Source organism: Baekduia soli (assembly GCF_007970665.1).
Classification (GTDB): domain Bacteria; phylum Actinomycetota; class Thermoleophilia; order Solirubrobacterales; family Solirubrobacteraceae; genus Baekduia; species Baekduia soli.
Window position 1 is genome coordinate 2,099,780 of the sequence record NZ_CP042430.1, and the last position, 16,970, is coordinate 2,116,749.

General features: G+C 74.0%; 21 protein-coding genes and 1 pseudogene. 8 read left to right on the forward strand and 14 right to left on the reverse strand.

Annotated elements, in window-relative coordinates; all coding sequences use genetic code 11:
* The first annotated feature begins 37 nt into the window (after positions 1-37).
* The 4 genes from FSW04_RS09845 to FSW04_RS09860 are packed head-to-tail and all read left to right on the forward strand — an operon-like array spanning position 38 to position 2,190.
* The gene (locus FSW04_RS09845; protein WP_146918752.1) at positions 38-382 is read left to right on the forward strand and encodes a pilus assembly protein; all 345 of its coding nucleotides are present in this window, start codon (positions 38-40) and stop codon (positions 380-382) included.
* A complete protein-coding gene (locus tag FSW04_RS09850) occupies positions 379-714 on the forward strand; it encodes a hypothetical protein (protein WP_146918754.1) in 336 nt (111 codons plus the stop codon). The genes FSW04_RS09845 and FSW04_RS09850 overlap by 4 nt, the downstream gene beginning before the upstream one ends.
* Positions 711-1,379 (forward strand): hypothetical protein, encoded by a 669-nt coding sequence (locus FSW04_RS09855; RefSeq protein ID WP_146918756.1) that lies wholly within the window; start codon positions 711-713, stop codon positions 1,377-1,379. The genes FSW04_RS09850 and FSW04_RS09855 overlap by 4 nt, the downstream gene beginning before the upstream one ends.
* Positions 1,380-1,386: 7 nt before the next feature.
* Positions 1,387-2,190, forward strand: a complete 804-nt coding sequence (locus FSW04_RS09860) for a D-alanyl-D-alanine carboxypeptidase family protein (RefSeq protein WP_146918758.1) — start codon at positions 1,387-1,389, stop codon at positions 2,188-2,190.
* Positions 2,191-2,357: 167 nt separating this feature from the next.
* On the opposite strand, the gene FSW04_RS09865 is transcribed toward FSW04_RS09860, so the two are convergent.
* From FSW04_RS09865 to FSW04_RS09875, 3 genes are read right to left on the reverse strand one after another with little or no spacing between them, the layout of a single operon-like run.
* Positions 2,358-2,954, reverse strand: a complete 597-nt coding sequence (locus FSW04_RS09865) for a hypothetical protein (RefSeq protein WP_146918760.1) — start codon at positions 2,952-2,954, stop codon at positions 2,358-2,360.
* Positions 2,951-3,244 (reverse strand): hypothetical protein, encoded by a 294-nt coding sequence (locus tag FSW04_RS09870; protein WP_146918762.1) that lies wholly within the window; start codon positions 3,242-3,244, stop codon positions 2,951-2,953. Before FSW04_RS09870 ends, FSW04_RS09865 begins: the two co-directional genes overlap by 4 nt.
* 1 nt (position 3,245) lies before the next feature.
* A complete protein-coding gene (locus FSW04_RS09875) occupies positions 3,246-3,560 on the reverse strand; it encodes a hypothetical protein (RefSeq protein WP_146918764.1) in 315 nt (104 codons plus the stop codon).
* Between the two features lie 276 nt (positions 3,561-3,836).
* On the opposite strand from FSW04_RS09875, the gene FSW04_RS09880 reads away from it, so the two are divergent.
* The gene (locus tag FSW04_RS09880; RefSeq protein ID WP_146918766.1) at positions 3,837-4,178 is read left to right on the forward strand and encodes a DUF2510 domain-containing protein; all 342 of its coding nucleotides are present in this window, start codon (positions 3,837-3,839) and stop codon (positions 4,176-4,178) included.
* 247 nt (positions 4,179-4,425) lie between these two features.
* On the opposite strand, the gene FSW04_RS09885 is transcribed toward FSW04_RS09880, so the two are convergent.
* Positions 4,426-4,851 carry a hypothetical protein gene (locus FSW04_RS09885; RefSeq protein ID WP_146918768.1) on the reverse strand — a complete coding sequence of 142 codons (426 nt, stop codon included), beginning with the start codon at positions 4,849-4,851 and terminating at the stop codon, positions 4,426-4,428.
* A 79-nt stretch (positions 4,852-4,930) separates the two neighbouring features.
* Between FSW04_RS09885 and FSW04_RS09890 the strand changes: the two genes are divergently transcribed.
* Positions 4,931-5,206, forward strand: coding sequence for a hypothetical protein (locus tag FSW04_RS09890; RefSeq protein WP_146918770.1), 276 nt, complete (start codon positions 4,931-4,933; stop codon positions 5,204-5,206).
* Here the strand turns inward: FSW04_RS09890 and FSW04_RS09895 are convergent.
* The 8 genes from FSW04_RS09895 to FSW04_RS09930 all read right to left on the reverse strand — a co-directional run bounded on the left by FSW04_RS09895 (position 5,203) and on the right by FSW04_RS09930 (position 12,872).
* Positions 5,203-5,664: a DUF4411 family protein gene (locus tag FSW04_RS09895; protein ID WP_146918773.1), complete on the reverse strand. Its 462-nt coding sequence runs from the start codon at positions 5,662-5,664 to the stop codon at positions 5,203-5,205. The genes FSW04_RS09890 and FSW04_RS09895 overlap by 4 nt on opposite strands.
* A 4-nt stretch (positions 5,665-5,668) precedes the next feature.
* Positions 5,669-6,739: an XRE family transcriptional regulator gene (locus FSW04_RS09900; protein WP_321167690.1), complete on the reverse strand. Its 1,071-nt coding sequence runs from the start codon at positions 6,737-6,739 to the stop codon at positions 5,669-5,671.
* A gap of 967 nt (positions 6,740-7,706) precedes the next feature.
* Positions 7,707-8,291 (reverse strand): hypothetical protein, encoded by a 585-nt coding sequence (locus tag FSW04_RS09905; protein ID WP_146918777.1) that lies wholly within the window; start codon positions 8,289-8,291, stop codon positions 7,707-7,709.
* Positions 8,292-8,294: 3 nt separating this feature from the next.
* Positions 8,295-8,609, reverse strand: a complete 315-nt coding sequence (locus tag FSW04_RS09910) for a hypothetical protein (protein ID WP_146918779.1) — start codon at positions 8,607-8,609, stop codon at positions 8,295-8,297.
* 189 nt (positions 8,610-8,798) lie between these two features.
* Positions 8,799-9,023 carry a hypothetical protein gene (locus FSW04_RS09915; RefSeq protein WP_146918781.1) on the reverse strand — a complete coding sequence of 75 codons (225 nt, stop codon included), beginning with the start codon at positions 9,021-9,023 and terminating at the stop codon, positions 8,799-8,801.
* Positions 9,024-9,093: 70 nt separating this feature from the next.
* Positions 9,094-9,375, reverse strand: coding sequence for a hypothetical protein (locus FSW04_RS09920; protein ID WP_146918784.1), 282 nt, complete (start codon positions 9,373-9,375; stop codon positions 9,094-9,096).
* 1,537 nt (positions 9,376-10,912) lie between these two features.
* A complete protein-coding gene (locus tag FSW04_RS09925; RefSeq protein ID WP_146918786.1) occupies positions 10,913-11,146 on the reverse strand; it encodes a hypothetical protein in 234 nt (77 codons plus the stop codon).
* A 208-nt stretch (positions 11,147-11,354) separates the two neighbouring features.
* Positions 11,355-12,872, reverse strand: coding sequence for a recombinase family protein (locus FSW04_RS09930; protein WP_146918789.1), 1,518 nt, complete (start codon positions 12,870-12,872; stop codon positions 11,355-11,357).
* Between the two features lie 47 nt (positions 12,873-12,919).
* Between FSW04_RS09930 and FSW04_RS09935 the strand changes: the two genes are divergently transcribed.
* On the forward strand, positions 12,920-13,417 hold the full coding sequence (locus FSW04_RS09935) for a lytic transglycosylase domain-containing protein (RefSeq protein WP_146918791.1): 498 nt from the start codon (positions 12,920-12,922) through the stop codon (positions 13,415-13,417).
* Between the two features lie 250 nt (positions 13,418-13,667).
* Here FSW04_RS09935 and FSW04_RS28405 read toward each other — a convergent pair.
* A pseudogene (locus tag FSW04_RS28405) lies at positions 13,668-13,895 on the reverse strand (hypothetical protein); the annotation flags it as partial.
* A 214-nt stretch (positions 13,896-14,109) separates the two neighbouring features.
* On the opposite strand from FSW04_RS28405, the gene FSW04_RS09945 reads away from it, so the two are divergent.
* Complete coding sequence (locus tag FSW04_RS09945) at positions 14,110-15,318, forward strand: acyltransferase family protein (RefSeq protein WP_187369379.1); 1,209 nt, start codon at positions 14,110-14,112, stop codon at positions 15,316-15,318.
* A 64-nt stretch (positions 15,319-15,382) separates the two neighbouring features.
* Here FSW04_RS09945 and FSW04_RS09950 read toward each other — a convergent pair whose 3' ends face one another.
* Positions 15,383-16,822, reverse strand: a complete 1,440-nt coding sequence (locus FSW04_RS09950) for an MFS transporter (protein ID WP_146918795.1) — start codon at positions 16,820-16,822, stop codon at positions 15,383-15,385.
* Positions 16,823-16,970 lie beyond the last annotated feature (148 nt).

A 16,970-nucleotide genomic window follows, 5' to 3' on the forward strand; every position in this document is an offset into this window, starting at 1 on the left:
CGTGGTTGCGGCACGCGCCGACCCGGAAGCTCGGGCCATGCCGAGATCACGCGCGCAGGAGGGCCAGGCCACCGTCGAGCTGCTCGGCCTGCTCCCCGTCCTGGCGCTCGTCGCGCTGGCGCTCTGGCAGGCCGTCCTCGCCGGCCAGGCGGCGTGGCTGGCCGGCGGCGCGGCGCGCGAGGCCGCCCGCGCGCGGGCCCTGGGCGCCGACCCGGAACCGGCGGCCCGCCGGGCCCTGCCCGCCGACCTGCGGCGCGGGCTGCGCGTCACGCGCGACGGCGGCGACGGCGTCCGGGTGCGCGTCACGGTCCCCGTCGTGGTGGGCCACCGGGGCGCGCTGGGGTCCGTCGGCGCCCGCGCGCGGATGGAGCCGCAGGCGTGAGGGCGTCCGCGCAGGACGGCCAGGCCGGCGTCGAGCTCGTCGCGCTGCTGCCGGTCGTCGTGCTCGTCGTGCTCGCCGTGGCCCAGCTCCTGGCCGCCGGCGCGGCCCGTGAGGCCGCCGGCGCGGCCGCGCAGGCCGGGGCGATGGCGCGCCGCCAGGGCGGCGACCCCGCCGCGGCGGTGCGGGCCGCGGCGCCCGGGTGGGCCCGCGACCGCGTGAGCGTCCGGGTCACCGGCCGGCGGGTCGACGTGCGCATCGTCCCGCGTGCGCTGCTGCCGGGCGCGGGCCTGCTGGCCGCCCGCGCCCATGCCGACGCCGGACCGCCGGCATGAGCCGGCTCGTCGACCTCTTCGTCGCGCCGGCTGCGCCCGCGCGCCCGCCCGCCATGCCTCGCGTCGAGGCGGCGCCGGCGGTGGCGGCGGCCCCGACGGTGCTCGCCGTGCTGTGCCCACCCTCGTGCGCCCGGCTGGCGGGCGCCGCCCTCGCGCTGGCCGCGCTGGGGCGGTGCGGCGCGGGCGCGGGCGTCGTGTGCCGCTGGAGCGGGAAGGACGAGCCCGCGCCGGTCCCCGGGACGGCGACGCGCACCGCGCGCCGCCTGGCCGCACGGCTGGGGCGCCGCGGGCTGGTCGCGGCCGCCGCGGGACGCCTGGCCCACGTCGCGCTGCCCGCCGAGCCCGCCGACGCGCTGGCGGGCGCCGGCCGTGCCGCGGCCGCCTGCGGGCCCGTGCCCATCGTCGTGGTGCTGGCCGGCGCACGGCCCGCCGCGCTGGACCCGCTGCTGGGGGCTCAGGATCGGGTCGTGGTCGCCACGGTGCCCGGCGCCGCCGACGGCGTCGAGGCCCTGGCCGTGACCGGGGCGGCGCGGGTGGCGCGGGCGACCGGCGTCCTGCGGCTCGGGGCGCCCGGCCCGGCCCGGGCGCTGACCGTCGCGGGCTGGGCCCTGGCGCCCGCCCTGCGGGCCGCCGCCGAGGCGGCGCTGGACGGGCACGGGCTCTGAGGTGGGGATGCGGTCGACGGGCTCCGAGGACGGGCAGGCGCTCATGGCGCTGCTCGTCGTGCTGGCCGCGGTCTGCCTCGGCGCGTCGGCGCTGGGGAGCATCGCCCGCGCCCTGGGCGACCACCGGGCCCACCGCGGCGTGGCCGACCTCGCCGCGCTGGCCGGCGCCGACGCGATGCGCGTCGCGCAGCCGCGGCTCTTCGAGCCCGCGCTGCGCGACGGGGTCGCCAACCCCCGGCATCTCGAGCGTCCCGCCTACCTCGCGCTCGGGCGCCGCGCGGCGATCTCGACGGCCCGGCGCAACGGCGTCACGGCGGTCGCCGTCACCTTCCCGGACGCCCGCGCGCTGGCGCCGACGCGGATCACCGTGGAGGTGTCCGAGCCGCTGCGGGCCGCGGGGCGCCGGGTGGGCGACGTCGCGTCGGCGACGGCGGAGATCGCCCCGGTGCCGTTCGCCGGCGCCGGCGGCGACCTCTCCGGCGAGTACCGCGGTCCGCTGGCCCGCCGCCAGGGCAAGCCGATGCGCCCCGACGTCGCGGCGGCGTTCGACCGCATGGCGGCCGCCGCCCGGCGCGACGGGGTGGCCCTGCTGGTGACCTCGGCGTTCCGCACCGACGGCGAGCAGGCGCGGCTGTTCGCCGCCCACCCCGACCCCAAGTGGGTCGCGCGGCCGGGCACGTCGCTGCACCGTCTGGGCACCGAGCTGGACCTCGGTCCACCGTCGGCCTACGCCTGGCTGGCGCGCCACGCGGGGGCGTTCGGCTTCGTACAGCGCTACTCCTGGGAGCCCTGGCACTACGAGACGTCGTAACACGCTATGGGTGGACGCCGCCGGAGGGCCACAACCACGACGAAGCCCCGTCCGCCGGGAGAGGCGAATGGGGCTGAAGTGGCCCGGAGGTGGGCCGTCGCCCTAGGGGGATGCCCTCCGCCAAGGAACGTGGACACATGCGCTAGTTCTAGAGCACAGACGCGACGTCAGGCCCGGGTGGCGCGGGCGGCGGCGAGCGCGGCCGGGTTCCCTGCCCCTCCGCTCCGGCGCACCGACCGGAAGCTGAGCAGCGCCGCGGGCAGCTCGAACCGAGCCCAGGCCGAACCGTCGTGCTTCCCCTCCTCGACGAGGGTCGCCGCGGGGTTGTTGCGGAGCTTCGTGATGATCGGGCGCTGAGCGGTCCAGATGCTCAGCGTGTCGTCGGCGTCTGAGGTCGTCACGACCGTCTCGCGCTCAGGGGGAGTCATGCTCATGGTGGGGGGTCCTTTCAACGGGGGAGGGGAACAGAGCGACGGGCCAGGGGCTGACGCCCGAGGCTGGAGGCGCGCGCGGTGCGCGGCCTTCTTCGCGGCGACGGCCTGGCGGCGCTGCTTGCGCTCCGCGGCCTGGGCCTGGCGGCAGCCCGACGACCGCTCGCATCCGGCGTCGAGGATCAGGTGCTCGTGCGCGACGTCGACGAGGTCGAGCACGACGGGCGTCCCGGGCATCTCCGGGTCCGTGCCCTTGATCGTCCGGGCGTCCCAGTCATAGACCGGGTCGCTGAGGCGCTGAGTGCCGTCCCGGTGGCAGACCGAGATAATCATGAAGGGTGCGCCTCGTCGTCGGTGGCGTACATGTTGAGGTCCTCAGCGCCGTCGCCCGTGGCCAGCTCGGCGAGCCTCGCAGCGGTCGAGCACGGCCCACAGTCGGGGACCGGCGCCCCGGTGTGCAGGTGTCGGTGGATCACGGCGGCCCGGAACAGAGCCCGGAGGTCGTCGCGCGCCGCGGCGTACCGGACCGCTTGGGCCTCCAGCTCCGAGGCGAGCGCGGGATGCGCCGAGTACTCGGCTACCGCGGCCGGAGGGCCGCTAGTGCCCTGCCTACGCGCGGCCATCTCAGGCACTCCTCAGGCGTGCCGGGGCGGGGGCCTCGGCCTCGGGGAGGTCGAGCTGGGCCATCAGCGCGGCGTACGCGCGCCGGGACTTCGCCTCGATGTCGACGGCCGGGTGAGGCCGGAGCTGGTCGAAGCGGTCGAGCACGAACACCCCGTCGCGGCGGAGAGCCCGGCGGGCCTGGGCGGCGCGGTCGAGGGCCTCCAGGGCGAGGCGCAGCAGCTCGACCTCGTGGGCCTCGAACTCGAACGACGCGGTAAGCGTGGCCCAGAGGCCGCGCGACCCCACCGAGAGGTGACTCGGACAGTTGTGCAGCATGTTGATCCTCCAGGATCGAGGGACGGGTTCTGTGCGGCAGTTCGACGACCGTCGAGCGAGGGACTTGGCTCCACAGCAGGCGGAACGACACCACGGGGCGCCCCGAATCCGGGGAAGCGCTCGCAGCTTTTTTTCCACGCTGGACTAGGGCGCGGTGTCCGGGAGTAGGCGCGGGGGAGTCCCCCGGGTGGGCCTCGGCGGTCTCGTAGATGACGAGCGGGCGGCGTGTCGTCGTGTCGATGCACTAGACCTTGCGACCGTGGATTCATCGAACGCATGTGCCGCTGGCAGTTCCACAGCGATGGGCAGGACTCCGTGACCTGGGCGATCCCCGCGGCCGTGTGGCTGGCGATCGTCGTCGCCGTGTTCTACGACGCCAACGGCCGCGCGTGGCACGGCTGGACAAGCGCCGGGTTCTGGGGCGCCATGGCTTTCTTGTTCTCCGTCTTCGCGGTCCCGTTCTACTTGCTCGCGCGTGCCCGCTCGTCCCGCGTCGCGCCCGTTGAGGCGCCTTCCGGGCACACGGTCGTCGGCCCAGGATGGCTTCCGGACCCCCACGGTCAACACCGCCTGCGCTACTGGGACGGCGCCCGATGGACCAACGAGACTGCGGACTGAACCATTGACTCAAACGGGGCTCGCGCGGCTGTATGGCGAAGTCTGAGGCCCAGTGGGTCGGGTGCGTCCGGCACGTCACGGTCAGGCAGGTGGAGCGGTCGGGTACCCGGGCGGCGGTATGCGCGAGGGAGGGCGCCGACGCTTGCGATGGGGCGGGGCTCCGGTGGGAGGTCTGGTTGGACCGGCGCGCGGGACCGTGACGCGGCAGGGCGTCCGACCACTCCGCAGGGGGCGGCGGTCGGCTGTTCTAGATCCCGGCGCGCTGGAGGTGCGCGCGGACGTCAAGCGCTGCGTTCGTGCCAATCTTGAGGTCCACGCCCGCGCCTCTGAGCTTGAGCTTGCCTGACGAGGCCTCGATCTGGGTGATGCCGTCACGCGGGACATCGCGGACGCCGCCGTGGCTGTCGATGACCAGGACACGGCGATCGGTCACGAGCAACAACACCTTCGTGCTCATGAGGCCGATGGTGCCGCCGCCGACCATCTCCACGGTCTCACCCGGTGCGAGGTGGCGTCCCGACTGGGAGATGATCCCGCGCAAGGTGAAGAACTGCACTCGGTTGAGCTGCTCGCGGGCCTTGTCCTCGATCACCCTCGACATGGATGCTGCTCCCCTCTTGACAGTTGGGCCGACCGCGATCCGGAAGCGTACCGGCAGGTGTTCAGAGGTCACGCCCGGCCGTCCTGCTCCGCCGCCCGTCGGGTCATGAGGGCGTGGCGGTTCGGTCCGGGTCGAGCGGTACACCATCGCGATGAACTGGAAGATCGTCGGCGGTCCCGTACCGCAGCCCGAGGCGGGCGACCATCGTCGCGTCCTCTACATCGCCGAAAGGGGCACGGCTCGCGTGGGCGTCGTCGTCGAATTGTCGGGGACGGTGCTGGCGTGCGCTCCCGAGTCGCTGGCGTCACCCTTGGACGAGGCCGTGCGGACGATGGGGCGGTCGCTCATCGAGGAGCGTGCGCACGAGGAGAGCCTTCCTCGGGTGCTGCGCGTGTCGACGGCCGGGGCCGTCGCGGCGGCGGCCTAGAAGGAGAGGCCCTGGGCTCGGATGAATCCCAGGGTGTCGATGCACGGAATGGCGACACCGCCGCAGACGAACGGGATCTTCGGGCGCTTGTCGGACCCGCCTCGCTCCTCGGTCACGACGGTGAGGCCTCGTACGACGGCGAGGGCGATCACGAACGGGTCGGCGCGGTTGCGGTCGGCCAGCTCGCCGACCAGGCGGGGGTAATCGCCGAGGATCGCCGTGGTGGCTTCCATCTGGGCGTGGTCGAGCTGAGCGAATAGGGCGGGGCGGCCCTGCGCCCACTCGTGGAGGTCGTCTTCCTTTGCCGATAGCTCGTTCAGGACTTCCTCGGGGCTCACGACCTCCCCAGCCTCGATCAGGGCGTCGAGCGCCGTCCAGAGGCCCGGGAAGACGTCGGGCGGGTAGCTGCGCACCCAGGCGCCGACGAGGAAGCTCGTGTCGAGGCAGAACGAGGCCACGGCGTCAGCGGGTCAGAGCCTCGCGCTCGATTTTCGGGAGGTGCTTCAGCCGGATGCCGAGGTAGTCCGAGACCTCTGACACGTTGATTCGGTCGCCGTGGTAGGCGTCGAGGACGAGCCGGACGTACGCCTTGCCGAGATCGCGGACACGGACGCGATGGAATGGCGCAAAGCCTTCCTCGTCGGCGCGCTGCTGCATGTACGCCTCGTGGTACTCGGCGCGCTTGTGCATGTAGAAGTCCCAGGAGCCGACGCCGAGCGAGAGCAGGCGCCGAACGACGGACTCCTGGCTGACCGAGTACCGGGTGGCAAGCTCGCCGATGATCGAGTCGGGGACCTCTACGTCGCCGTGTGCAGCGCGTACCGCTGCCTCCTGACCGAACGTGTCGGCGGGCATGAGGATGGCGGCGGCCGTTTCGTTGCAGAAGCGCTCGGTCTCGTCGTCCTGTCCGTCGCCCTGGTCGTGGAGGTCGCAGACACCCGCCTCGTTGAGCAGGAGGTGGACCCATTCGTGCAGGGCGGTGAAGATCCGCCCTCGCGGGGCATCACTGCCGTTGAGCACGATGACGGGCACGACGGGGTCTGATATCGAGAAGCCGCGCATCTCGTCCACGGCTATCCCGCTGGTCTGGAGCACGAGGACCCCCGCTTCTTCAAGGGCGGCCGTCCAGCCCGCCAGCGCCTTGTAGCGGTCACGCCACGAGAACTGCTGGGCCAAGGTGACTCCGAGCACTCCGCGCGCCTCAGCGGCGAAGCGCTCGGCGTCGGTCGCGTCAGCGTTGACGACCGGCAGGGCGGGTGGCTCCTCGCCGAGGAGGCTTCGCAGCTCCGAGGCCGCCTGCTGCTGGCCCTCGGCACGACGGAGCGCTAGCCGCAGCGCCGGGGACCACCCTTCGCCGATGGTGCCGGGCAGGCGACGATAGTCGTGCAGGGGCATGAAGCCGCTGGGTGGCTCGGGCAGGAAGAAGACGGCGAGAGGTCGCTTGTACGCCTTCGCGAGGTTCCGAAGCTGGGCGACGGTCGGCGACGCTTCCCCTGACTCCCAGCCGTCCAGACGCTCGCGCGTGACGTTCACCTTCCGGGCGGCGTCCTCCCGAGACAGGCCGCTGCTCTCGCGAGCCCAGGCGAGTAGCTCAGGGGCGACCGGTGCGGGGGGCGTGCGGGCGGCCATACTTGGACGGGTCAGACTACGCGGCTGGGTCGAAGTGTCCTTCGTCGGTCGGTCGGCACCAGACGGCCGGGTCATCGCGGCTCGGGGTCGAGCGCGCGTAGCGCGGCGACGGACGCCAGGTCGGGAGCGTTCTCACCCCAGGTCAGGCAGGCCGGGTCGACCCAGCGCGTGCGGATCGGCGAGGCTCGGTAAGGCGCCGCCTTGCCGTGGCCTGAGAGCGTGACGCGCCTGGGCTGCTCGCCACGAGCGGATCCGCGAGGGCGGCCGGTCACGAGAACATGCCGGCCGTACCGCGACGGCGGGCGCTCTGGTGGCCCTCGACCCAGTCCGCGAACTTGGCGGCGTGGTCGGTGCGGTGCTCGTGCGCCTCGACCCATGCGGTCCAGCACGGAGCGCACGTTCCGTCGTTTGGGGCGGGCGTCGTGAACAGTGCGGCAGGCTGGACACGCCGACAGCGGCGGCAGCGGCGAGAGTCAGGCGAAGGGGCGGGAGGCATAGGGGATGCTCCGGGGTCGGTGTTCGGCCCGAGGGACGGGCGAGGAGGGGCAGGGACGCGCGGCGGCGTATGTCTTCGGGGCGGCGCCGTGTAAACGGGAGGGCGGCGGCACCCTTGGCGGCGCCGGGACCGGCCACAGAGGGGTCCGGGTCCCGGCGCCGCTCGGGCGTGCAGCAACCTACGGCGCCCGCCCAGGGCGCTACTTCCACCCCGGCGCGCTGACTCACTCAGCGCGCCGAGCGGTTCTCCGGCGGGCGCCCTCGCCTTGCAATCGAGGGGGCCGCCGGAGGCTGGGCGACGGCCCGCGCGGGGCCGCCAAGATCGGGGCGGCCCCGGCGCCCGAGGAGTGCTCGGGGCCGGGGCCGCGCGGCGCTGCTAGCGGCGGACGTCCACGGGGCGGCACGGCGTCGAGAGGACCTCGACGCTCGGCAGCGGCCAGGCGGGGCACGAGGACACCTCGGGCACGTCCGGCGTCCATTCGCCGTAGGACGCCCGGGCGGCCTCCCACGAGGTCCGCGACTTGTTGTAGGCGTCCGTCAGGGCCGCGAGGTCGGCCTCCGCGGCGGCGGCGAGCTGGGCGCTGTCGGCGGCGAACACGTCCGCCTCGCGCTCGTGCAGGTCGGCGACCTGATCGCGCAGCTCGCGGATTGCGGTGTTCGCGACGGCGATCCGCTCGATGGCGGCGGCGTGCTCGGACTCGACGCGGGCGAGGTCGTCCTGAGCCTTCGCCAGCTCGGCCGGGGGCGTGGTGCCCTTGGCGACCCCGAGGTGGGCGGCGGCGATTACGGCGTGCAGCTTGCGCCATCCGCCGTTGTTCCCGGCCCCGCCGTACTTCTGGGCGAGCGCCGCGACCTCGGCCTGCGCCGTCGCCTTGAAGGCGGTGGCCGATGCGAGCTGCTCGCGAAGCCGCTCGCGCTCGGTGAGCGGCCCGGACTTGTTGGTGCTCTTGACGGCGGCCATGCCTCAGCGCACCTTGGACAGGTCGATGTCGCCGCGATCGGCAGCGGCGTTGAACCCCCGCGGATCGCGGCGGGCAAAGTCGGCGATCGCCTCGCGGGTGTTGGGACCGCGCGGCAGCTCGCGCGGCGTGCCGCCGTCGAAGCCGTCGGCGGGGTTCGGTGGGGCCGCGGGGCTGACCGTGACGGCAGCGAGCCGCTCGGCGTGCGCCGACATGTCCGCGGCGGTATCGCCCACGAGCAGGTCGGCGAGTGCGGGGGCGAGGCCGTGGGAGGCGCCGACGGCGCGCCTCAGGTCGCTGGGGGTGACGGGATCGTGCATGGTTGTTGTACTCCTTGGGCGGGGATGTAGGTGCGGGTGGGGTGGTGGCGCTGGGGTGCTACGCGGGCCGCGAGCGCGGCCGGGGCACGACGAGCCCGCGGGCCGCGAGGAGCTGCAAGCAGCTCGACGACTGCACGCGAGGGTCGAGCGCGCGGAGCAAGTCCAGCTCGCGGCGCTCGGCGCGGGTGGTCACGAGGCGCGGGCCTCGACGCGAGCCTCGACGCGAGCGACTCGCGCCAGCTCGCGACGGATCAGGCGGCGCAGATTGGCCGACATGCCACCCGCCGGGGACGCGGCCATCAGCGCGTCGCAGTCAGCGGCCGTGACGACGCATCCGATCGTGACGGCGGTATCGGGTTCGGTGACGCGGGTCCGCGGACGGCCCATGCTGCTTCCGGTCGTCTCGTTGTGCATGTGTTTGACCTCCCGGTCTGGTGGGGGGCGGCCCGGGAGGTCGGGACGCGCGAAACGATGGGTGGGGGCTTCAGCGGCGCGGCAGGCTCGCGGCCCGCTCGGGGCCGGGCGGCCTCGACGAGTACGCCGACCGGATCGGCTCCAGGCCGTGGGTCGCGCGGAGGCGCTCGCGGTGGAACGCCAGGAGCGGCGCGCCGTCGGCGTCGAGGCACAGCGTCCCGGCGTCCGCGAGGCAGTTGCGGCACGGCACGTAGAACGGTGACATGCCCTCTACGCAGGCGGCGGCGGCGATATGGGCGGCGGCGATCTGCTCGCGGGCCGCGGCGCGGCGGCGGTCGTTCCTGGACTTCATTCGAGACCACTCCCTCAGGCTGGCGGGTGGCGCCCGGGCTTTGGGGGCCTGGGTGCGCTTCCGGTCTGGCTATGTCGTGCAGCGGGGGGAATGCGGTCTCGTACTCAACAGTGAATCGAAAGCCGCGGACAGGAATCCGACGCCGTGTCTGAGAATCTGCTGCGGGCCGTTTACACGCCCAGGCCGCAAGGTCCCCCGCTCGGGCTCGACGCGGGGAGGCCGGGCTCAGACGACGGCGACGGCGACGGGGGGCGGGAGGGCGAGGGGCTACTCACAGCTCGGGCCGGTCGGCAGTTCGACGGCGGCGGTGCTCGATTCGTTCGGCGCTCGCGAGGTCTTCTTCTATTTATTCTTGTAGTTGTTCTTCTTCTACTCCTAGCCCTCTGGTAGTCGTATACCTACTCAGTACGAAGGTTCTCTTACACCTACGAACTGAGGTCGAAGACCGAAGGAGGACAGACCTTCTACGAAGGTCTGGGACGCGCGCGTGCACGCAGGCGCGCGAGTTAGCCGACCGAGCGGACAGGAATCCGTGAGACGGCGTGGCCTCGACGGCGGCGCGGGCTCGACGCCGGGCCCGAGGGGCGCCTCCGACGGCGGCGCGGGGCGCCCGAGGATGGACGCTCCGGCGGGCGTGACACTCGAGGAGACCGACGCGCCGACGCGGCCCGGGAGGCCCGTCCCGGCCCGCTGGGGACCATCTTGGGCCGTTTCTTGGGGCGGGGCGGGTAGGACCGCCACGGGCTGAGAACGGCTGAGAGGGCGTCAGACAGCCCAGCGCCCGTCGGCCTCCCCGGGGCCTCGGGCGCGTGTCAGCTCGGGCGGGCTGCGCGACACGCCTGTGTAAACGGCCCGGAGCGGATTTCGACATGTAGGAGTCGACGCAACACCTAGGTGCCGATCGGAGCGCCTGTATCTGCCTGGTTCGCGGGCGTCATCCGCGTGGCGGGCAGCTGTCGGTCAGGGGACACGAGGCCTGGGCCTCGGGGCTCGCTCAGGCCCTCCGCGCGGCTCGCGTCCGACCGACGGGCGCAGGGCGAGCGGATCGGCCATCGAGTGCTTCTCTGTTAGCCAACTCCGCCGTGATGAGAGCAAGCCCCAGAGTTGCCACCGGCATGCGACCACACTCCGTCCGAACACCGGACGATCGTGCCGGACCCGTCGTGGAAGCCGCTCACGCAGCTGTGCCGAGCGCAGAAGCCCGGCTTGGTCGGGGCGCCCGATGGAGTGCGCGCCCCGTCGACGAACCCGGAGACTAACGAATAGCCCACAAAGACTGTCCCGCCGATCAGCAGGAGGCTGCCCCCGATCAGGACCACCCCAAGCACGGCGAAGTATGGCCCGGCGGTCAGCAAGCGCAACGGACGCGGGAGTCGGCGCCACGCAGCCAGGACACGATTGCCGAGCCCGCGCGGACGGTCCGTCACGTCTGCTCGTCGAGTGTGTCGGCGGTCTGCGGGAGAGCGCAAGGCGACACCATCATGGCTCCCACCACTTGACGTTCGATATTGATCAGCCGGAGCGTCACCGTCGGAGTCTATCCCCCGACACTCTGCCCGCGGGCCTCCGCGGCTGCGAGCACGCGGAGGGCCACCTCCTCGTCGACGATGCGGCGCAGCGTGGCGGCAGCGACGGGCGGCAGGGGACGCGCGTCGGCGGCCAGTGCGGCGCGCAGGTGGAGAGCCTCGGCGAGCCGCTCGGGGTGCGGGTCCTCGACGCGGGAGGCCACTTCCAGGTCGACGAGGGCGATTAGGGCGGCGTGAGTGGTCATGCCGCCGAGGATCGGGCACTACAACGCCTATAACAAGAGGCGACGCCGTCAACGGTGTCGAAGTCCTGTCGGGTTCCTGTCGGCGGCGACGAGGCTGGCGCGTTACTGCTCGGCCCGCGCCGTAGGAATCCTTGCCGCGGCCGCTGGTTCACTGTCGGCCATGACGCCCCCGACGACCACCTCGCACCTGGCGAGCGCAGCGGTCGAGCTACAGCGCATCCTCGCGCGCCGCAGCCCGCAGCACTCCTGGAGCGTCGACGTCCGGGAGCACGATCGGCACGATCCCGCCAGCCTGCTCGCCGCGGCGACTCCCCGCCACCGGGAGCGGAGTGCCATGCGCGAGCACCCGCACCCTCTCGTCGAGCGGCGTCCTGCTTCCCCGTCCCGAGCGCCGCACGATCACGGTCGCGAGGAGAGCGCGCAGCAGCGCGTTCCGCTCCGTCGTGCCGAGCGTCGGCCAGACCTCGGCACCGGTGCCCGCCGCGGGCATGAGCGGCAGGCGGGCACGCTGAACGCGTAGCTCGTCGGCGGCGAGGTCTCGCGCAGCCCGCAGCTCCGCAAGTTGCGCGACGGCTGACGGCTCGTCCGCAAGGTCGGCGGCCAGGACGGTGCGCGTCGCCCGGTCGAGCCGAGCCTGAGCATCGCGCAGGACGCCCTCGGCGGCGCCTAGGACGTCCCCCTGTGTCGCCGCGACCCCGAGGCGTGCCAGCTCGCCGAGAGCGATCGCCTCGACGTGTTCGTCGAGGCGGACGGTCGTCACAGCCGCCGGGGCGGGGCAGCGCTCGCCGGAGTGATGCTCCGGGCACCGATAGGTGTGCCGACCGCCCGACGCGGCCCGGGTCATCACGTGCCCGCACCCCGAGCAGCGCACGATCCCGGCGAGCAGAGCGGGACCGTCCAGCTTGCCCGAGCGCGCGGGCCTAGGGTTGCGCGCGAGAGCTTCCTGGACGGCGTCGAATGTCTCGACGTCAAGGATTGGCGCGTGCGCCTCCGGGTTCACGTTGGGGCCGTCGCGCAGCTCGCCGAGATAGACCCTGTTGCGCGCGAGCGCCCGCACGCCCGAGGGCGTCATCCCGAGGCGCCGAGCGATCCGCGAGATGGGCACCCCGGCAAGGATGTCGGCGGCGACCTCGCGGACCTCGTCCGCCTGCGGCCCGGGCTTCAGGCGGCGCGCCTTCCCGAAGTAGCGCCCGTCGACCTCGGGGCCGGTGAACACGTAGCCGCGAGGGAGCTGCCGCTGGCGCCACATGCCAGCTTCGACGGTGGCGGCGCGTCGCTTGGCGTGACGCTCGGAGTGCTCCTCGCGCTCGCGGACAGCGTCGGCGAGGAAGATGTCGCGCATGAACCGGCCGTTCGGTGTGCTCGTGTCGATCTGCTCGGCCGCGGTGTGGACGTGGCCTCCGGCGCCCTCGACGCGATCCCAGATTTCGAGCCCGGAGCGCGAGCGCGTGAGGCGCTTCAGGTTCGCCGTCACGATGCCGGAGTAGATGCCCGCCTCGACGCCCTCGATGGCGGCGCGCAGCGACGGTCGCTCGGCGATCGGCTTGCCGCCGGACACGTCCAGCTCGGGCGGCAGCAGCTCGAACGTGAGGCGCCGCGCCTTGCAGTAGCGGGCGACCTCGGCGTGCTGGTCCTCGTCGCCGTGATAGGTCCCTTCGCGCTGGCGCTCGGCGACACGGTCGGACGAGCGGATGATCGCCGCGAGCGGCGGGCACTTGGCGGGCATAGGCGGAGACTATATAGCGCTATGGAGTCCCGTAGCACTACGGCTTCGTGCGGGCGGCGGGCTCGCGCAGCGTCGGGTTCGGTCCGGGCGACGGGCGCGGTGCCCTGCCGGCGTTCGTGCCCGAGCCGTGGGCCCCGGCGATCAGCCGGGCCGCCCAGCACTGGAACGTCGGCGCGGCGCTGCTGGCCGCCCAGCTCATGCAGGAGTCGGGGTTCAACCCGTTCGCCCGCTCGCCGGCCGGGGCGCTGGGCATCGCGCAGTTCATGCCGGGCACCGCGCGCGCCTACGGGCTGGGCGACCCGTTCGACGCGCCGGCGGCCATCGACGCCCAGGCGCACCTCATGCACGACCTGCTGCGCCAGTTCGGCTCCGTGCCGCTGGCGCTGGCGGCCTACAACGCCGGGCCCGTGCCGGTCCAGGCGTGCGGGTGCGTGCCGCCGATCCCCGAGACCGTGGCCTACGTGGCGGCGATCCTCGCCCTGCTCGGCGGGGCCGGCGACGACGCCGCCGCCGGCACCGGGCTGAAGGTGCGGCTCGTGGCGTGAGCAGGGCGTGCGGGTCAGGCCGCGGCGCGGGCCGCGACGCCATCGTCGACAGGGCCCCAGGAGCAGCAGGTAGGCGATCGCCGCGCTGGCGAACGTGGCCCACAGCCACGCGTGGCGCCGGACGAGCCGCCACCCCACCACGAGGTCGGCGAACCACGAGGCGCCGGCATCCGTCCCGGCGGCCGCGCCCACCGCGCCGGGCCCGGCCTGCCGCCGCGCCCGCGCCGCCCCCGGCGCGGGGGGCGTGGAACGCCGATCCCACCCCGTAGAGCGAGGCGAGGGCCACGACGTGCCAGACGGCCAGCAGGCCGCCGAAGCCCAGGCCGGCCAGCAGGGCGACGGCCAGCGCCCGCAGCGCGTCGGCGGCCACGAGGATCCAGCGGCGCTCCAGGCGGTCGCTGGCCACCCCGCCGACCATGAGGAACACGATCGCGGCACCGTCATCGCGATGTCGGCCGGCGGCATCCCGCCGGGGCATCGGGAGAGCCCCGCTGCGCCGAACCGGCCTGGACGGGTCACCGTCCCCGGACGGTCCGTGCGGCGCCGCACGGCGTTCGTCGTCCGCCGGCGGACGTGTGAAGCCGGGATGGCTGGGTACGGTCACCGACACGGCGGGCGGCGCTGCAGGGGCGCCGGGGTCCCGCTCAGGCGGGCTTCACGTGCCGCTCAGCGACGTTGTCCACGGTCTGCAGATGCCCTCGGCCGACATCCGACCCGACGCTTCGCCGCGTGCGCGCCTCGGCGCGCTCGATGGCCTCCGCGGCCTCGCCGCGCTGGGCGTCGTCGTGCTGCACGTGTGGATGTTCAGCTATGGCGACCTCGGCCGGCCGCCCAAGGACGCGCTGGACCTGTTCATGGGCGAGCTGCGCCTAGGGGTGCAGGTCTTCTTCGTCCTGTCGGGCTTCCTCATCTTCCGGCCGTTCGTGGCCGCGGCGCTGGACGGCGGTGCGCGACCCGGCCTGGGCCGCTACGCGCTGCGGCGGGCCGCGCGGATCCTGCCGGGCTACTGGGCGGTGCTGCTCGCGTCGTTCGTGCTGCTGCGCCGGCTGGACCACCCGATGCAGGTCGACGGCAGCCTGCTGCCGGTCTTCCTCCTGTTCGCCCAGAACCACTTCGACACCACGATCGGGCACCTCGACCCGCCGATGTGGACGCTGGCCATCGAGGTCTCGTTCTACATCGTGCTGCCGCTGGGCGGGGCGCTGGCGCTGGCGATCGGCGCCCACCGCCGCCGGCTGGCGCTGCTGTGCGCCGCGATCGTGGGCGGCGGTATCGCGTGCACGGTGCTCAGCGTGCAGCAGCGCTGGCCCGAGACCCTCAGCACCTCACTGCTGCTGCACCTGGTCGAGTTCGGATCGGGCATGGCGGTCGCCGTGCTGGCCCACCGCCGCCGCCTGGGCGTGCGGTCGGCGGCGCCGCTGGCGCTCGCCGGCCTGGCGCTCGTCGTGGCCAACTCGGTCTGGCACGCGCTGGGCCTGGGCCCGCAGCAGGTGCGCGACCTGGTCGGCGACGTCCCCGGGATCGTCGGCATGGCGCTCGTGCTCGGCGCCCTGGTCACCTCGGGCCGCCGTGCGCGGCTGCTGTCGGCCGGGCCCGCCGCGTGGCTGGGGACCGTGTCCTACGGCCTGTACCTCGTGCACTTCCCGGTGATCATCGCGCTGCGCGGCACCGACCACTGGCCCGCGACGCTCGAGCGCCAGCTCCTGGCGGTGGTGGGCATCAGCCTCGTGCTCGCCACGGCGCTGTGGTTCTGCGTCGAGCGCCCGGCGATCCGGTGGGCGCAGCGGGTCACGCGCCGGCCGCGTCCGGCACGGGCACCGGCACCGGTCCCGGCGCCGCGGGCCCCGCGCCGGCGCCCGGCCGAGCGCCCGGTGCTCGTGCCCCGGCGCGCGGAGCGCTGAGACCCCGGGCGCCTCCACCGGGGATCTCCCACGGTGAAGGCGCCCGGGATCGTCGCGCCGGCGGTCAGGCGGCCTCGAGGACCCGCGCGCCGGCGATCGCCGGCTCGACGTCGGCGATCACGTCGCCGGCGGACGCCGTGCTCGGGCGGCGCAGGAGCAGCCAGCACGCCGCGGCGCCCGCGACGCACAGGCCGGCGCCGACCCACAGGGCGTCGTGCAGGCCCGAGACGTAGGCGGCAGGGTCGCCCTGGCCGAGCGCGGCGCCCGCGGGGATCAGCGCGCCGAGCGCGGCGACGCCGACCGCGATGCCCGCCTGGCGGAACGTGTCGCTGACGCCGGCCGCCAGGCCGCTCTGGCGCTCGGGCACCGACCCGAGCGCGACGCCGCTGATCGCCGGGTTGAACAGCCCGGTGCCGATCATGGCCACGATCGAGCCCGGCAGGCCGATGGCCCACGACGAGTCGACCTGGGCCAGCGTCATGAGCCCGAGTCCGACGGCGACCAGGACCAGGCCGCCGCTGACCATCGCCCGCGGCGAGACGCGGTCGCCGAGCGTCGACGTCGCGGCCGAGACGAAGAACATGATCACGGTCCCCGGCAGGTACACGAGGCCGGCCTCGATCGCCGAGAGGCCCAGGATCTGCTGGAGGTACAGCGTCACGTACAGGAACACGGCGAAGAAGGACGCGGAGATCGCGAACGCCCCCGCCTGGGCGCCGGTGAACGCACCGTTGCGGAACAGCCCGAGCGGCAGCATGGGCTCGGCGACCCGCACCTCGACGGCCAGGAAGGCGCCCAGCAGCGCGGCCGCGCCGCCCAGCTCGGCCAGGATCGCCGCGCTGCCCCAGCCCTCCTCGTTGCCGCGCAGCAGCGCGAGGATGAGCAGGAACAGGCCGCCCGAGAGCGTCAGCAGGCCGGCGAGGTCGACGCGGCGCGCCAGCGCGTCACGCGACTCGACGACGCGCGTGCGGGTGATCGCCAGGCAGGCCAGGCCGAGCGGCAGGTTGAGCAGGAAGATCCAGCGCCAGCCCAGGCCGCTGGTCAGCGCGCCGCCGACGAGCGGCCCGACGGCGAACGACGCGCCGATCGTCGCGCCGTAGGCGGCGAGGGCGCCGATCCGCTCGCGCGGGTCCGGGAACGCGTTGGCCAGCAGCGCGAGCGAGACGGCGAACATGATCGCCGCGCCGATGCCCTGAACGGCGCGTGCCGTGTTGAGGAACGTGATGTCGCCGGCCAGCGCGCACAGCAGCGACGCGCCCGTGAACAGCGCCAGACCGGCGGTGAACAGCCGCCGGCGGCCGAAGCGGTCGGCCAGCGAGCCGGCCGTCAGCACGGTGGAGGCCAGCGCGAGGGTGTAGGCGTCGACGACCCACTGCAGGCCGTGCAGGCCCGTGTGCAGGTCGGAGGCGATCTTGGAGAGCGCCGTGTTGACCACGGCGATGTCGAGCATGAGCATGGCCGTGGCCGCACAGACCACGACGAGCGTCCAGCGCTGCGTTCGCATTCGGGGAACAGCTCCTGGGGAGGGAGGGGGATGAGGGTCGTGACGTCAGCCTGCACCCCCGGCGACCCGGAGGGAATTGGGGAGATCCCCAGTCCGCCTCCCCGAGACGGTTGCCCGCATGGCCCGGGTGCGGGTACCCGCCCGCCGC

Excerpts from the sequence above, each read along its gene's own strand:
- FSW04_RS09915 (WP_146918781.1), bottom strand. The coding sequence starts at position 9,023 with ATGCACAACGAGACGACCGGAAGCAGCATGGGCCGTCCGCGGACCCGC.
- FSW04_RS09920 (WP_146918784.1), bottom strand. The coding sequence starts at position 9,375 with ATGAAGTCCAGGAACGACCGCCGCCGCGCCGCGGCCCGCGAGCAGATC.
- FSW04_RS09890 (WP_146918770.1), top strand. The coding sequence starts at position 4,931 with ATGAACTGGAAGATCGTCGGCGGTCCCGTACCGCAGCCCGAGGCGGGC.
- FSW04_RS09860 (WP_146918758.1), top strand. The coding sequence starts at position 1,387 with ATGCGGTCGACGGGCTCCGAGGACGGGCAGGCGCTCATGGCGCTGCTC.
- FSW04_RS09845 (WP_146918752.1), top strand. The coding sequence starts at position 38 with ATGCCGAGATCACGCGCGCAGGAGGGCCAGGCCACCGTCGAGCTGCTC.
- FSW04_RS09855 (WP_146918756.1), top strand. The coding sequence starts at position 711 with ATGAGCCGGCTCGTCGACCTCTTCGTCGCGCCGGCTGCGCCCGCGCGC.
- FSW04_RS09865 (WP_146918760.1), bottom strand. The coding sequence starts at position 2,954 with ATGATTATCTCGGTCTGCCACCGGGACGGCACTCAGCGCCTCAGCGAC.
- FSW04_RS09950 (WP_146918795.1), bottom strand. The coding sequence starts at position 16,822 with ATGCGAACGCAGCGCTGGACGCTCGTCGTGGTCTGTGCGGCCACGGCC.
- FSW04_RS09925 (WP_146918786.1), bottom strand. The coding sequence starts at position 11,146 with ATGACCACTCACGCCGCCCTAATCGCCCTCGTCGACCTGGAAGTGGCC.
- FSW04_RS09875 (WP_146918764.1), bottom strand. The coding sequence starts at position 3,560 with ATGCTGCACAACTGTCCGAGTCACCTCTCGGTGGGGTCGCGCGGCCTC.
- FSW04_RS09905 (WP_146918777.1), bottom strand. The coding sequence starts at position 8,291 with ATGGCCGCCGTCAAGAGCACCAACAAGTCCGGGCCGCTCACCGAGCGC.
- FSW04_RS09870 (WP_146918762.1), bottom strand. The coding sequence starts at position 3,244 with ATGGCCGCGCGTAGGCAGGGCACTAGCGGCCCTCCGGCCGCGGTAGCC.
- FSW04_RS09930 (WP_146918789.1), bottom strand. The coding sequence starts at position 12,872 with ATGCCCGCCAAGTGCCCGCCGCTCGCGGCGATCATCCGCTCGTCCGAC.
- FSW04_RS09880 (WP_146918766.1), top strand. The coding sequence starts at position 3,837 with ATGTGCCGCTGGCAGTTCCACAGCGATGGGCAGGACTCCGTGACCTGG.
- FSW04_RS09945 (WP_187369379.1), top strand. The coding sequence starts at position 14,110 with ATGCCCTCGGCCGACATCCGACCCGACGCTTCGCCGCGTGCGCGCCTC.
- FSW04_RS09910 (WP_146918779.1), bottom strand. The coding sequence starts at position 8,609 with ATGCACGATCCCGTCACCCCCAGCGACCTGAGGCGCGCCGTCGGCGCC.